This window comes from Pseudomonas sp. efr-133-TYG-103a (genome assembly GCF_030209235.1).
Lineage (GTDB): Bacteria > Pseudomonadota > Gammaproteobacteria > Pseudomonadales > Pseudomonadaceae > Aquipseudomonas.
Genome location: NZ_JARVSK010000008.1, coordinates 137144 through 150346, shown reverse-complemented (window position 1 = coordinate 150346; position 13203 = coordinate 137144). Strand labels below are relative to the sequence as shown.

Annotated in this window: 15 protein-coding genes and 1 riboswitch; of the genes, 8 read left to right on the top strand and 7 right to left on the bottom strand. The window is 62.4% G+C overall.

The annotated features are described in order from the left end of the window. Window positions 1-404: 404 nt before the first annotated feature. Complete coding sequence (locus QRN36_RS07385) at window positions 405-950, bottom strand: VOC family protein (protein WP_285423456.1); 546 nt, start codon at window positions 948-950, stop codon at window positions 405-407. A 58-nt stretch (window positions 951-1008) separates the two neighbouring features. After that, window positions 1009-1761: an SDR family NAD(P)-dependent oxidoreductase gene (locus tag QRN36_RS07380; RefSeq protein ID WP_285423455.1), complete on the bottom strand. Its 753-nt coding sequence runs from the start codon at window positions 1759-1761 to the stop codon at window positions 1009-1011. A gap of 109 nt (window positions 1762-1870) precedes the next feature. Between QRN36_RS07380 and QRN36_RS07375 the strand changes: the two genes are divergently transcribed. The 3 genes from QRN36_RS07375 to QRN36_RS07365 all read left to right on the top strand — a co-directional run bounded on the left by QRN36_RS07375 (window position 1871) and on the right by QRN36_RS07365 (window position 3896). Next, window positions 1871-2788 (top strand): LysR family transcriptional regulator, encoded by a 918-nt coding sequence (locus QRN36_RS07375; protein ID WP_285423454.1) that lies wholly within the window; start codon window positions 1871-1873, stop codon window positions 2786-2788. 154 nt (window positions 2789-2942) lie between these two features. Beyond that, window positions 2943-3365 (top strand): nuclear transport factor 2 family protein, encoded by a 423-nt coding sequence (locus QRN36_RS07370; protein WP_285423453.1) that lies wholly within the window; start codon window positions 2943-2945, stop codon window positions 3363-3365. Window positions 3366-3602: 237 nt separating this feature from the next. Further along, the gene (locus tag QRN36_RS07365; RefSeq protein WP_285423452.1) at window positions 3603-3896 is read left to right on the top strand and encodes a putative quinol monooxygenase; all 294 of its coding nucleotides are present in this window, start codon (window positions 3603-3605) and stop codon (window positions 3894-3896) included. 93 nt (window positions 3897-3989) lie between these two features. On the opposite strand, the gene QRN36_RS07360 is transcribed toward QRN36_RS07365, so the two are convergent. Both QRN36_RS07360 and QRN36_RS07355 read right to left on the bottom strand, forming a co-directional pair. Further along, on the bottom strand, window positions 3990-4316 hold the full coding sequence (locus QRN36_RS07360) for a hypothetical protein (protein WP_285423451.1): 327 nt from the start codon (window positions 4314-4316) through the stop codon (window positions 3990-3992). A gap of 169 nt (window positions 4317-4485) precedes the next feature. Beyond that, entirely contained in the window at window positions 4486-4791 is a 306-nt protein-coding gene (locus QRN36_RS07355) for a DUF1883 domain-containing protein (RefSeq protein ID WP_285423450.1), read from the bottom strand. Window positions 4792-5085: 294 nt separating this feature from the next. Here QRN36_RS07355 and proP point away from each other — a divergent pair, with 294 nt between their 5' ends. Next, window positions 5086-6588: a glycine betaine/L-proline transporter ProP gene (gene proP / locus QRN36_RS07350; RefSeq protein ID WP_285423449.1), complete on the top strand. Its 1503-nt coding sequence runs from the start codon at window positions 5086-5088 to the stop codon at window positions 6586-6588. 32 nt (window positions 6589-6620) lie between these two features. Here the strand turns inward: proP and QRN36_RS07345 are convergent, their stop codons facing one another. Further along, window positions 6621-7316 carry a tRNA (adenine(22)-N(1))-methyltransferase TrmK gene (locus QRN36_RS07345; RefSeq protein WP_285423448.1) on the bottom strand — a complete coding sequence of 232 codons (696 nt, stop codon included), beginning with the start codon at window positions 7314-7316 and terminating at the stop codon, window positions 6621-6623. Window positions 7317-7709: 393 nt separating this feature from the next. On the opposite strand from QRN36_RS07345, the gene QRN36_RS07340 reads away from it, so the two are divergent. After that, on the top strand, window positions 7710-8564 hold the full coding sequence (locus tag QRN36_RS07340) for an alpha/beta fold hydrolase (RefSeq protein WP_285423447.1): 855 nt from the start codon (window positions 7710-7712) through the stop codon (window positions 8562-8564). A gap of 9 nt (window positions 8565-8573) precedes the next feature. After that, window positions 8574-9608 (top strand): alcohol dehydrogenase, encoded by a 1035-nt coding sequence (locus QRN36_RS07335; RefSeq protein ID WP_285423446.1) that lies wholly within the window; start codon window positions 8574-8576, stop codon window positions 9606-9608. Between the two features lie 86 nt (window positions 9609-9694). Here QRN36_RS07335 and mntP read toward each other — a convergent pair whose 3' ends face one another. Together mntP and QRN36_RS07325 are read right to left on the bottom strand one after the other, a co-directional pair. Continuing rightward, window positions 9695-10261, bottom strand: a complete 567-nt coding sequence (mntP, locus tag QRN36_RS07330) for a manganese efflux pump MntP (protein WP_285423445.1) — start codon at window positions 10259-10261, stop codon at window positions 9695-9697. Beyond that, a riboswitch (yybP-ykoY riboswitch) is annotated at window positions 10260-10433 on the bottom strand. It overlaps the preceding gene by 2 nt. A 173-nt stretch (window positions 10434-10606) precedes the next feature. Then, window positions 10607-11086, bottom strand: a complete 480-nt coding sequence (locus QRN36_RS07325; protein ID WP_285423444.1) for a VOC family protein — start codon at window positions 11084-11086, stop codon at window positions 10607-10609. 153 nt (window positions 11087-11239) lie between these two features. Here QRN36_RS07325 and QRN36_RS07320 point away from each other — a divergent pair, with 153 nt between their 5' ends. Together QRN36_RS07320 and QRN36_RS07315 are read left to right on the top strand one after the other, a co-directional pair. Continuing rightward, the gene (locus QRN36_RS07320) at window positions 11240-11599 is read left to right on the top strand and encodes a hypothetical protein (RefSeq protein ID WP_285423443.1); all 360 of its coding nucleotides are present in this window, start codon (window positions 11240-11242) and stop codon (window positions 11597-11599) included. 195 nt (window positions 11600-11794) lie between these two features. Next, window positions 11795-13192 carry a sugar porter family MFS transporter gene (locus QRN36_RS07315; RefSeq protein ID WP_285423442.1) on the top strand — a complete coding sequence of 466 codons (1398 nt, stop codon included), beginning with the start codon at window positions 11795-11797 and terminating at the stop codon, window positions 13190-13192. The last annotated feature ends 11 nt before the right edge of the window (window positions 13193-13203 follow it).

Here is a 13203-nt window from a genome sequence, read left to right as displayed (position 1 = left end):
AAGTCAGAGAGATCTGCAGTCGGGCCGATGGCGCCGAAAGTCCCGCATCAATTGGATGATTCCACTCGCTCGCAACCGTAGGAGCGTGGCTTGTCCCACGAACTGGCGCGAAGCGGCGGCAAACCCGGCGAACGCGGTTTTTCAGCTACACCGAGGTCACCGGAATCACGACGACTCCGTCGCCGATCGCGGGACAAGCCACGCTCCCACACTTGCCGCAAAAGTCAGAGAGATCTGCAGTCGGGCCGATGGCGCCGAAAGTCCCGCATCAATTGGCTGATTCCACTCGCTCGCAACCGTAGGAGCGTGGCTTGTCCCGCGAACTGGCGCGAAGCGGCAGCAACCCGGCATACGCGGTTTTTCAGATGCACCGCAGCCAATGGTTGGTGGGCAAGCAGCCCGTTTCAGCTGGCGGCCGGAAGCGACACCAGTTCCAATTGCGAACCCCATGGCGTCAGCACGTAGAACCAGCGGATGCCGTCGGGATTGGTGATCGGCTCGTTGAGCACCTTGAGGCCTCGGGCTTTGACGACGGCCAGGCTGCGGTCGATATCGGTGGTGCGCAGGGCAATGTGGGTCGCGCCGATATCGTCTTCATGGGGTGGCTGATGGTCGATCTGCGGACCTTGATACTGGAACAGCTCGATCTTGGAACCGCCGTTGAGTTGCAGCATGGTGAAGCGTTGCAGCTCGCTGGACTCACGCCAGTTGAAACTGGCTTTCCATTCGGCGGGAATGGCGCCCGGGCGGACGTCGGAGATGACTTTTGCGCCCACCAGTTCGTTGAAGAAGGCCGTCGCTGCGTCGATGTCCGGCACGTTGATGCCGACGTGATCGATCACCGACGCTTGCAGCGAAGGCGTCACGGGGCTTGCGGCGGCTGGCGTCGCGGCATGCGCGGTGGTGAAGGCAAGGGTCAATGCGAGTGCTGCAAATGCGGCTGTTTTCATGTGTGTGTCCCCGAAAAGTCTGGGCAGGACGGCGCCGGGCGCCGCCTCGCGGGTTGTCTCAGATCTGAGCCTGGCCGCCATCGACGAACAGCTCGATGCCATTGACGAAACTGGCGTCGTCGGAGGCCAGGAACAGCGCGGCGCTGGCGATTTCTTCGGGGTTGCCGACTCGGCCCATCGGCACTTGCGACGCGAGGTAGTCGAGCAGACCTTGCTGTTGGGCGGCATCGGGGCCGGCCAGGTCAACCAGGCCCGGGGTTTTGGTGGCGCCGGGGCTGATGGTGTTGACGCGGACGTTGCGGTCCTTCAGGTCCAGGATCCAGCTGCGGACGAAGGCCCTGACAGCGGCTTTCGAAGCCGAGTAGACGCTGAACGCGGCGGTGCCTGAGCTGCCGGCGGTGGAGCCGGTCAGGATGACCGAGGCGTTCGTTGCCAGCAGCGGCAGCGCTTTCTGCACCGTGAACAGCACGGCCTTGACGTTGCGGTCGAAGGTGTCGTCGTAGTGCGCTTCGGTGATCTCGCCCAGCGGCAGCATCGAACCGCCGCCTGCGTTGGCGAACAGCACGTCGAGGCGTCCTTGCTCGGCAGAGATCTGCTCGTACAGGGCGTCGAGCTGTTCCAGACGTGTCGAGTCGACCTGTACGCCGGTGGCGTTGCCGACCAGCGCAACGGCCTTGTCGAGTTCGGCCTGGCGGCGGCCAGTGATGTAGACGTAAGCGCCTTCTGCGGCGAAGCGTTGAGCGGTGGCCAGGCCGATGCCGGTCGTGCCGCCGGTGACCAGTGCGATTTTGCCTTCGAGTTTGCGAGCCATGATGTTTCTCCAGTTTTCGTCAGTAAGTGGTTGCGGTGTGGGAGAAGCTTATCGACGGCTGAAACATTTCAAAATAGAATTGTCCGCAATCCATCGTTGCAGAAATGAAATGAGCAAACTTCCTGATTTCGAAGGTTTAGCGATGTTCGCCAAGGTGGCGGAAGAAGGATCGTTCGCCGCCGCAGCCCGGCTTATGGGTGTCTCGGTGCCGACCGTGTCCAGAGCCGTGGCGCGCCTTGAGGAACGCCTGGGCGGACGGCTGTTCAATCGCACTTCCCGGCAACTGGCGCTGACCGAGTTCGGCGCGAGCATGGCGGCCAAGGCCGGAGAGATTTATCGCCAGGCTGAAGAAGTCGAAAGCGAAGCGCAGGACCTGTCGGTGCAGCCGCGCGGGCTGATCCGCCTGGCGGTGCCCATGTCGTTCGGCCTGCGCTGGGTCGCGCCGCTCATGCCGAAACTGGTGCGCCAGTACCCGGAACTGTCGGTGGACCTGCACCTGTCCGACGCGACGGTCGATCTGATCGCGGAAGGTTTTGATGCAGCGTTGCGCATCGCGGTGATGCCCGATTCTTCACTGGTTGCCCGCCGGCTCTGTGCCGTCACTCAGTTTCTCGTGGCGTCCCCCGCGTACATCAAGGCTCACGGGCGCCCGGCGCATCCGCGGGAACTGGCGAGCCAGCCTTGCCTCAGTTATGCGTACCGGGCGCGCAGCCAGGTCTGGCGCTTCACCCATGAAGACGGTACTGAGGAAGACGTGGTACCGAACGGTCCACTGCGGGTGACCAACTCGGATGCGCTGATCCCCATGTTGCTGGAAGGGATCGCCGTCGCCGAACTGCCGGAATTCATGGCCAGCGAATTCCTGGCCGACGGCAGGCTGGAGGCGCTCTTGCCGCAATGGAGCATGACTCGCGGCGGCTTGTACTTCGTCACACCTTCGGCGCGGACTCGTCCGGCGAAGATCAAGGCGCTGTCCGACTTTTTCGCCGAGCACCTCTCGGCACCGACGTGGCGCTGGCCCCGTTGACCACGCGCCATCGGACGGCACCCACTCGGCCTTTCATAAATGAAACGATGAGTTGCCATAGTTTCTATTTTTGACAACTCGCGTTTTCCGTACCTTGACGCCTGTCGGCCCCACACCGCGGCCGACACGACCCGACTGGCTCAAGGAGATGATCATGAAAAACGCCGTCCAACTGCTGCAGATGTACTTGGAATCCATTCAAGACCCACGCGCCGCCGCGGCATTGTTCGCAGACGATGGCGTGCTCGAACTGCCCTACCTTCAATCGCTGGGCATCACCCATCGCGTGCAAGGACCCGCTCAGATCGAAGCGTTCATTGCCTCGCTGCTGGCTAAAGTCCCGGATTTCCGCTTCAAGCGCGTGCGCTTTCTGATCGACACGCCTGATCAGGCCTTTGCCGAATACGACGTCGAGGCGCTGGTCCCGGCAACGGGCCGCCTGTACCTGCAGTCGTACGCCGGACGGCTGGTGGCCCAAGAGGGCAAGATCCAGCTGCTGCGCGAATCGCTGGACACCGTTGCTGCGGCGAAGGCTTTCGCGCCTGCCGATCCAGTAACCTCAGACGACGTCCGCTGACCCGACCTGCCCCTCGCCGGCCCGCGCGGCGCCATCGTGCGGCGCGGCCATGACCGCCGGCAGTGCGCCATCAACTCCCCTGTTTCGGGCCGCTTATACGAAGGTCTGTATCGCCTATGCGCATCGACTATGGCAGCGGCAGGGCGGCTGCCGGATCATGATCCCAGTCCCATCACTGTCGTGCGACGCCTTCATCCGCCCGACTCCAACCGCGCCAGCCGCCTCCAGGGGATCACCATGAATGCTCACGTGTCATCCAGAGTCGTATTGATTCAGACCCGTCCAGGTTTCTCGGCCAGCTGTGCGCAGTTGATGCAGGATTCAGTGCGGCGCGCTCGGAGTATCGAAGGGTGCGTGGACTGCCAGCTGCAGGCCCATCAGCCTGATCCGGGACGCTGGACCATTCGGGGAGCCTGGAGCAGTGAAGACTCGATGCTCGCCAGTCTTGCGCAGGTGTTTCAGCCGGCGTTCGACAACCTCATCGCCAGCAACACATTGCTGTCTATCCGGATCAGCGAAGAAGATTTCTGATCGGCCAGCGCGGCCAGGACCGTCCGCATGCTCGGCCCCATCCACAACGCCTGTAGCGGCTTCAGCCGGCAAGCATCGTCGGGTGCTGCAGGATCACACGCATTCCTTGGCGGCACGGCCGAAGCCGGAAGCTATCAAGCTGCGTTCGTAGACGAAAATCTTCCCGCCGGTTGAGGCTTTGTAGGCCTCGATGACGTTGTCCGCCGCAACGGTACTTGGCACGGTGATCCGGTAATGCCGTTGAGGCTGGGACAGGATCGGGCTCATCGAATGACCTTGCAACTTAGGCACGACGCACGCCGCGAACTGTTCGGGGGACTTGCTGGTTTCCAGGGTCAGCGTCGGCTCGTTGGGAGCGGTCGCACAGCCTGCCAGCAGCGAGCAGGCAATCAAGGCGGCGGAGGCGAATACAGTGCGCATGGGCGGTGTCCTGTCAAAAATTCTGCCGTTCGGGCAGGGTCTTCATTTACAGGCCATTGTCCAGTTCAGGCGCCGAAACTGAACTCGTAAAGTGTGATGCTCACTATCGATATCGCCGATACTCCCTGCCCCCGCCCCGCCCCCGCGCAACAGGCGCAACCCCGTTTGCTCAGCTCTGCAGACGCGAAGCGGACCGGCGGATGATCTTGATCGAATGCTTGATGTTGGGTTTGCGCGTGACGCTGATGGCGCGCTGGGTGACGGTGTCGAGGGTGATGTTCCAGAAGCCGGTGCTCGGCACGACGATTTTCGCCGGGAAACGATCAAACGCGCCGCCATGGTAGGTGTGTCGCCCACCATTCTTGAAACTGCGAAAATTGGCGTCGTTCATGAGGCGGATGTTGCAGGTGTTCGAACATTCGATCACCACAATGTCGTCTTCATTGAGATGCTCGCGCTGGTGAATGAATTTCACGGGGGATTCCACAGGAGTTGTAACCGGGGCGCAAGAATACCACGGCGGGCCCTGCCCTTGCCCGTCGTCGCCGGTCATCGCCGGACAGCGACACGACCGAAAACCCCTCATCGTTTGTCCCGGTCTCAACGCGATGAAAATCTCGGGCCACAGTGAATTTTTTGCCCTGCTCTCGTATCTGATCGAAAACAGCGTGCTACCAAAACAATGGCATCGACCTGCCGGGGTGTTCCGACCGGCGCAGGTTCGGCTTCTGCGGATGGCAGCACGACAGATCAGCGACAGAGTGTTCCTATGAAATTACGCAAGAAAAAAGTCAGCCCTATCGGCTTGCAAGACATCACCATCGTCGACGACGCCAAGATGCGCAAGGCGATCACTGCCGCCGCGCTGGGCAACGCGATGGAGTGGTTCGATTTCGGTGTTTACGGCTTCGTGGCCTACGTGCTCGGCAAGGTTTTCTTCCCCGGCGCCGACCCCAGCGTGCAGATGATCGCGGCGCTGGCGACCTTCTCGGTGCCTTTCCTGATACGGCCGCTGGGCGGCCTGTTCTTCGGCGCACTGGGCGACAAATACGGACGACAGAAAGTCCTCGCAGCGACCATCGTGATCATGTCTCTGAGCACGACAGCCATCGGACTGATCCCCTCCTACGCATCGATCGGCATCTGGGCGCCGATTCTGCTGTTGCTCGCCAAGATGGCGCAGGGCTTTTCGGTGGGCGGCGAATACACCGGCGCTTCGATTTTCGTCGCCGAATACGCCCCGGACCGCAAGCGCGGTTTCCTCGGCAGTTGGCTGGACTTCGGCTCGATCGCCGGTTTCGTGCTCGGCGCCGGAGTGGTCGTGCTGATTTCCACTGTCATCGGCGAGGATCAATTCCAGGAATGGGGCTGGCGCCTGCCCTTCTTCCTTGCGCTGCCACTGGGCATGCTCGGCCTGTATCTGCGTAACGCGCTGGAAGAAACCCCGGCGTTCCAGCAGCATGTGGAGAAGCTGGAACAAGGCGACCGTGAAGGCCTTTCAGGCGGCCCGAAAGTGTCGTTCAAGGAAGTGGCGACCAAGCACTGGCGCAGCCTGATCACCTGCATCGGCATCGTCGTGGCGACCAACGTCACCTACTACATGCTGCTGACTTACATGCCCAGTTACCTGTCGCACAACCTGCACTACAGCGAAAACCATGGCGTGCTGATCATCATCGCGATCATGGTCGGCATGCTGTTCGTTCAGCCGCTGATCGGCTTCGTCAGCGACAAGATCGGCCGCAAGCCTTTCATCGTGATCGGCAGCATCGCCCTGTTCATCCTGGCGATCCCGGCATTCATGCTGATCATCAGCGGCAAGATCGGCCTGATCTTCGCCGGGCTGCTGATACTCGCCGTGGTGCTCAACTTCTTCATCGGCGTCATGGCGTCGACGCTGCCCGCAATGTTCCCGACCCACATCCGCTACAGCGCGCTGGCGAGCGCCTTCAACGTGTCGGTGCTGATCGCCGGCCTGACGCCGACCGCCGCGGCGTGGCTGGTGGAAAGCACCGACAACCTGTACATGCCCGCCTACTACCTGATGGTGATCGCGGTCATCGGCTTCGTCACCGGCATTACGATGAAAGAGACTGCCAACAAGCCGTTACGCGGCGCGGCGCCTGCGGCCTCGGACATCGAGGAAGCGAAGGAACTGTTGCAGGAACATCACGACAATATCGAGCAGAAAATCGAGGACATCGACGCGCAGATCGCCGAACTCGAAGCCAAGCGCAAGGAGCTGGTCCAGCAGCACCCGCGCATCAACTGAGGCCCGCGGCCGGGTCGCGCCCCTTCAAGGGTTCAGCCCAGCAGCTCAGTGATCCAGCGCACATGGGCCTGGAGTTCGTTGAGTTTTACCTCGGGCACCGCCACGCGGGCCCGGGCGAATTGCTCAAGGGTGCGTTGCCTGAGGCGCAACACGCGCCGCCATTTCTCCAGAAACGCCGGGCTGCGCGCCTGCAGCTGCACAGGGCCGAAGTACAGCTCCTGTGCGGTGTAGGCAACGTGGCCCTGACGCTCGGCGACGATGATTTCGTAGTCGAAGCGATTCTCCCGCAGCACTTCCTCCCACACGATCCGGTAGCCGTTTTCCATCAACCAGCAGCGCAGCGGCTGTTCGCCGCCGTTTGGCTGAAGGATCAGGCGTTCGCGGCCAGTGAGGCGGGCTTTGCCGGCCTCGAGAATGTCGCGAATCGTCTCCCCGCCCATGCCGCACAGGCTGATCGCGGTGATCTGGTCATCCGGCTCGATCGCGGCCAGACCGTCTGCCAGACGCACCGTGACTGCCGCCTCCAGCGCGTTGTCGCGCACCACGCGCCGGGCGCTGTGGAAAGGCGTTAACGCCACCTCCCCGGCCACGGCTTTCGCGATGACGCCGCGCAACACCAAGGCAACCGGCAGGTAGCCGTGATCCGAGCCGATGTCGGCAAGCCGTGCGCCCGCCGGCACCAGCGCCGCGACGCGCTCCAGCCGTCTGGACAATGTCTGTTCGTTCAACCGCCGCTCCTTCACCTCTCGCGCCCGACGCCCTGCACCGGATCGGCGGCGATTCTGGCGGGCAACGCCCGCCATTTCAAATGGCACGCGCGATTGCCCGACCGCTACCCACCTTGAAAAAACCTACTCCAATGTATAGGCGAGGAGATAAATACGATGGGATAGAGTGATTGTCAGGCACTTGATTGATTGAGAACGCGTACAGGGCAGATAACTAACGCACTGCTGCATCGCTATGTATCGCGCTCATAAAGTTTCGCGAACGCGCGCATCGCTTAACAGATTTTCCTTTTTAATCATAGGCTTATTGAAGTAACGCTTACTGCAAGCGCAGAACCTGGCGTCATTTCCACCGCACACCCATGACATTCAACAAGAACGGACGACTTCACCATGACCGAACATTCGTTGAGCACTCAGGCCACAACCCGGTTCATCGAAATCAGCGGCAGAACACTCGCTTATCGGACCTTCGGCAGCGGCACGCCGCTGCTGCTCTGCGTGAGATTCCGCGGGACGATGGATTCATGGGACCCGCTGTTTCTCGACAGCCTGGCGAATCAGGGTTTTCAGGTCACGGTGTTTGACTACAGCGGCCTGGGTCAGTCCACCGGCGAGCGCAGCTACAGCCCCGCGTCACTGGCCAAGGATGCCATTGAACTGATCATGGCGCTGGGCCTGGGCAAAGTGGTGATCGGCGGCTGGTCGGTGGGCGGCATTGCGGCGCAGATCGTTCTGGCCCAGGCACCGCAACTGGTCAGTCATCTGGTACTGCTGGCAACCACGCCGCCCGGCCAACTGGTCAAACCGGGCGAGGCGCTGTTCTACGAGCTGGCCAAGCGAGACAACGATTTCGACGACTTCGTCAGTCTGTTTTTCGAGCCTTCATCGGCCTCCTCCAAGGCTGCCGCCGAGCGCTCCTGGGAACGTCTGTCCGCACCCCGCGAGGACGCAAGTCCGGCCGTGCCTTTTGAGTGGGCAGGCGCGCAATTGGGTGAGGGGCCGAAGAACCCGGTATTCCCTGTGGACGCCATCCTGCAACTGCTGAAGAACACGACCGTGCCAGTGCTGCACGTTGGCGGCGACCATGACATCGCCTTCCCGGTCGAAAACTGGCACGCGCTGAGCGGCCAGTTGCCGACCCTGCAACTCATCACTTTCCCGCGCGCCGGACACGGTCCGCAACTCCAGTTTCCCCGCGCCGTGGCACGCCACATCGGCGCATTCGTCGGCTCTGATTCTGAATAAAGGTGACCCATGACAACCTCTCTGACATACCGCGCCATCGTCGCAACTGCCCCTGGCCAACTGGAACTGGTCGAACGGCCGATCCCGGATCCGGGTCGCGGTCAGGTCCGCATTCGTGTTGAAGCCTGTGGCGTCTGCCACTCCGACAGCGCGACAGTGGAAGGCCAGTTCCCCGGCATCAGCTACCCGCGTGTGCCTGGACACGAAGTCGTCGGTCGCATCGATGCACTGGGCGAAGGCGTTCAGGGCTGGAGCGTCGGCCAGCGCGTGGGCGTGGGCTTTCTGGCAGGCGAAGACGGCAGTTGCCCGTCCTGCCGACAGGGCGACCCGGTGAACTGCCATAACCCGGTCATCAGTGGCATTACCGTCGACGGCGGCTACGCCGAAGTGATGCTGGCCGAAGCCCGCGGGCTGGTGGGTGTTCCGGAGGAACTCGACGCCGCCGAAGCCGCGCCGCTGCTGTGCGCTGGCCTGACCACATTCAATGCGCTGCGCAATTCCAAGGCACGGCCGGGTGACGTGGTGGCGATTCAGGGCCTGGGCGGACTGGGTCATCTGGGCGTGCAGTTCGCTCGCAAAATGGGCTTCCACACGGTTGCCGTCGCGCGCGGCGCGGACAAAGCGCACCTGGCGCAGTCGCTGGGTGCACATCAATACATCGACTCCACTCAGGAAAATGTCGCCGATGCGCTGCGCGCGTTGGGCGGCGCGAAGGTGGTGCTGGGCACTGCGCCCAGCGGCAAGGGCATGGCCGAAACGATTTCGGGACTGTCGCCACGTGGGGAACTGATCGTGGTAGCCGTGCCGCCTGATCCGATCACGGTTAACGCCACCGACCTGATCTTCGGCGCGCGTTCCGTCGTCGGCTCGCTGACCGGCACGGTTTCCGACAACGAGCAGACGCTGGCCTTCGCCAGTCTGCAGGCGATCCGGCCAATGATCGAGACGTTCCCGCTCGAGCGGGCTCGCGAAGCCTACGACCTGATGATGTCGGCCAAGGTCCGCCTGCGTGCCGTGCTGGTGATGAACCCGGCCAACGCCTGAACCTCGACGCGCCCGACGCAAACGCCCCGCTCAGCGTTGATCCGCTGGCGGGGCGTTTTTGTTCCAGGGCCGTCGATGCGCAGGCTTCAGGCTGCCGACAGATGCTCATAAAGAATGGTGGCGCCGACCAGCATCAGCACGATGCCGCCGACGATCTCCGCGCGCTTGCCGACGACGTTGCCGAGCACGCGGCCGAGCATCACGCCGATCGTGACCATGACGGTGGTGGCAGCACCGATCGCCAGCGCGGCGACGACAATGTTCACGTTGACGAATGCCAGCCCGACGCCGACCGCCAGTGCATCGATGCTGGTGGCGAATGCCGTGATTGCCAGGATGAAGAACGAGTGTTGGTCGGGTTTCTCCTCTTCGGCCTCCTCGTGTCTGAGACCGTTGTAGATCATGTGCAACCCCAGCAGGAGCAGCAGCACAAAGGCGATCCAGTGGTCCCAGCTCTCGACGAAACGGCTCGCGGCCTGGCCGATCCCCCAACCCACGATTGGCGTGATGCCTTCAATCACACCAAAGATAAGGCCGGTGCGCAGTGCTTCGGACAGGCGTGGGTTGTGCAGGCTGGAACCTTTGCCGATCGCGGCTGCGAACGCATCGGTGGACATGGCGAGCGCCAGGAATACGAGGGAAAAAGGATTCACGGTTTACGTCCGGTCGGGCTATGAGTCAACGACGCAACCACACGCCCGACCTCAGGCATGGATGCATCGTCGGTCTCGCCAACCAAACGGTGTTCGCGCCACGGCTGCTGCCGAGAATGTTGACGCGAACGCTCTGGACGGTGGGTCCAGTGCAGGCTACTCCCCAACGGGGCAGCCACTATAACCAGTCAATGTGAAAAAAGTATCAAATCGATTCGTTTATTTTATCGTGGCCTGCCCGCGTCCTTTTTTCAGTGCCCCGAGGTTCAGCTGGGTGATTCGCACGACGGGTACGCCCTCCCCGTACCGGTCGTGCAAGGCGCGCACCGACTCCGCGCTGAAACGTCAGCCTTTGCGCGCGGCTTCAATCGCGGCAATGTCTATCTTGGTCATCTGCATCATCGCCTTGAAGGCACGGCTGGCCACGGCAGGATCTGGATCGGCAATGGCAGCGGTGAGCACCCGAGGCGTGATCTGCCAGGACAGTCCCCATTTGTCCTTGCACCAGCCGCAGACGCTGGCCTTGCCGCCGTTGCCGACGATGGCGTCCCACAGCCGATCCGTTTCGGCCTGATCCTCGGTCGCGACCTGAAACGAAAACGCCTCGCTGTGGCTGAATTCCGGCCCGCCGTTGAGGCCAAGACACGGGATGTTCATCACCGTGAACTCGACGGTGAGGACGTCACCCTTCTTGCCGGCAGGGAAGTCGTCAGGCGCCAGATGCACGGCGCCGACCGCACTGTCGGGAAAGGTCTGGGCATAGAACCGGGCGGCTTCCTGGGCGTCGCCGTTGTACCAGAGGCAGAGGGTATTTTTATTGTTCATGAGTCGATCTCCGAACAGGGTTGACCTGTCCAGTCTAGCCACGATCAGGCAGGCCGATTTACTCAACCTTTACCTGTTCCAGACCTGCGTTTACACGAATCCGGTGTTTCATACGTCCATGGCGAACCCACTTTCTCGCCAAAGGAGACACCCATGCTTTCGAAGATGACCCAAGCGCTGATCCTGTCCGGTTTACTGGTTGCCGCAGGAACGGCATCCGCGAACGAGCGCGATGTGGTCGTGCCCGTCATCGCCGGAGCAGCCGTAGGCGCAGTCCTGGCGACGGTGATTGCCAGTTCCGGCGGCCACTCATCGCACCGTCACGATTACCGGCCACAGCCGCGTTATCAACCGCGCTACCAGCCTGTCGCCTACGTGCCGGTGCAACGCGTGGAATATCGCCGTTTTGCCCCACCGCCGCCCCACGGCTACTACAACCATGGCCATGACCGCGGCTACAACAGGGGATATGACCGCGGTTACGACCACCCGCGTGGTAACGGTCGCTGGTAAATGCATGCGAGGGCCGGCGTCTGCGATGTCACCGGCCTTCGCCCGTTGTTGAGTACGCCGAGCGCTGAAATACCCCGCTGCCACCGCAACGGAACCGTTTCAGCAGGTTAATGGTCAATCCCCTCAAGGCACGCATCACCGTGCCACCATCGTCTACGCCTTCTGCGCAGACGATCGCTGAGCAAAGGATGACGCATGACCACAACAGCTGACACGGCCTCTAGTACAGGCCTCAAACCGCAGACCTACATGGCCGTCATTGCGACCGTCGCCGCGATCGCCGGCGGCCTGTACGGCTATGACACGGGGATCATCTCCGGTGCCCTGCCGCAGATTGCCAATGACTTTCAGCTCGACTATCGCGCTCAGGAATGGGTGACCGCGGCGATTCTGCTGGGCGCGGTGATCGGCGCGATCTGCTCCACTCGCCTGTCGGCAAGCCGTGGCCGACGCACCACCATCATGATCGTCGCGGCGATCTACTGCATCGGCGTACTCGCCGCCGCGCTGTCGCCCAACGTCTGGTGCCTGGCTGCGGCGCGACTGGTGCTGGGTTTCGCGGTCGGTGGCTCGACCCAGATCGTACCGACGTACATCGCCGAACTGGCGCCTTCGGACAAACGTGGGCGGCTGGTGACCTATTTCAACGTCTCCATCGGCGTCGGCATTCTGCTGGCAGCCATTGTCGGCGTGGCCGGCCAGAACCTGTTCGACTGGCGCTGGATGATCGGCATTGCCCTGGTGCCGTCGCTGCTGTTGCTGCTGGGCATGAGCAAGCTGCCGGGCAGTCCGCGCTGGCTGGTGGAGAACGACCGTCGCCGCGACGCGGCTGAAGCCCTGTCGCTGGTGCGCGAGACTCGCCGCGAGGTCAAGGAAGAGATCGCCGACATTCAGGAAGTCGTGGAAAAGCGTGACCAGTTGCCTAACGTCGGCTGGGCCGCGCTGAAGGAACGCTGGGTCAGGCCGGCGCTGGTCGCAGGCCTTGGGATTGCCGCGTTCACCCAGCTGAGCGGCATTGAGATGATGATCTATTACACCCCCACCTTCCTCAAGAACGCAGGCTTTGGCGCTTCGGCTGCGCTGTGGTCGGCCTTGGGGGTTGCGGTGACGTATCTGGTGATGACCTTCGTCGGCAAGATGATCGTCGATCACACTGGCCGGCGCACCCTGAGCCTGGCGATGATTCCGGGCGCGGTGGTCAGTCTGCTGGTGCTGGGTGCGGTGCTGCATTTCAATCTGGCGGGCGACACTCAGGCCTGGTGGATCATCGGTTGCCTGATCGTTTTCATGGTGTTCAACGCCGGCGGCATTCAGGTGATCGGCTGGCTGACCGGCGCGGAAATCTACCCGATCGCCATCCGCGATCAGGCCATCGGTCTGCATGCCGCCATGCTCTGGGGTTCCAACCTGCTGCTGACTGGCACCGCCCTGACGATGACCCACCGGCTGGGCGTCGGCGGTGCGATGTGGGTGTACGCCGGTCTGAACGCGCTGGCCTGGGTGTTCATCTACTTTCTGGTGCCTGAGACCGGCGGGCGCAGCCTGGAAGACATCGAGCGCAGCCTGCGCGATGGCACCTTCCTGCCCAAGTGATCCAGCGCCGC

Coding starts and splice junctions, on each gene's coding strand:
- QRN36_RS07385 (WP_285423456.1), bottom strand. CDS start 950: ATGAAAACAGCCGCATTTGCAGCACTCGCATTGACCCTTGCCTTCACC.
- QRN36_RS07380 (WP_285423455.1), bottom strand. CDS start 1,761: ATGGCTCGCAAACTCGAAGGCAAAATCGCACTGGTCACCGGCGGCACG.
- QRN36_RS07375 (WP_285423454.1), top strand. CDS start 1,871: ATGAGCAAACTTCCTGATTTCGAAGGTTTAGCGATGTTCGCCAAGGTG.
- QRN36_RS07370 (WP_285423453.1), top strand. CDS start 2,943: ATGAAAAACGCCGTCCAACTGCTGCAGATGTACTTGGAATCCATTCAA.
- QRN36_RS07365 (WP_285423452.1), top strand. CDS start 3,603: ATGAATGCTCACGTGTCATCCAGAGTCGTATTGATTCAGACCCGTCCA.
- QRN36_RS07360 (WP_285423451.1), bottom strand. CDS start 4,316: ATGCGCACTGTATTCGCCTCCGCCGCCTTGATTGCCTGCTCGCTGCTG.
- proP (WP_285423449.1), top strand. CDS start 5,086: ATGAAATTACGCAAGAAAAAAGTCAGCCCTATCGGCTTGCAAGACATC.
- QRN36_RS07340 (WP_285423447.1), top strand. CDS start 7,710: ATGACCGAACATTCGTTGAGCACTCAGGCCACAACCCGGTTCATCGAA.
- QRN36_RS07335 (WP_285423446.1), top strand. CDS start 8,574: ATGACAACCTCTCTGACATACCGCGCCATCGTCGCAACTGCCCCTGGC.
- QRN36_RS07325 (WP_285423444.1), bottom strand. CDS start 11,086: ATGAACAATAAAAATACCCTCTGCCTCTGGTACAACGGCGACGCCCAG.
- QRN36_RS07320 (WP_285423443.1), top strand. CDS start 11,240: ATGCTTTCGAAGATGACCCAAGCGCTGATCCTGTCCGGTTTACTGGTT.
- QRN36_RS07315 (WP_285423442.1), top strand. CDS start 11,795: ATGACCACAACAGCTGACACGGCCTCTAGTACAGGCCTCAAACCGCAG.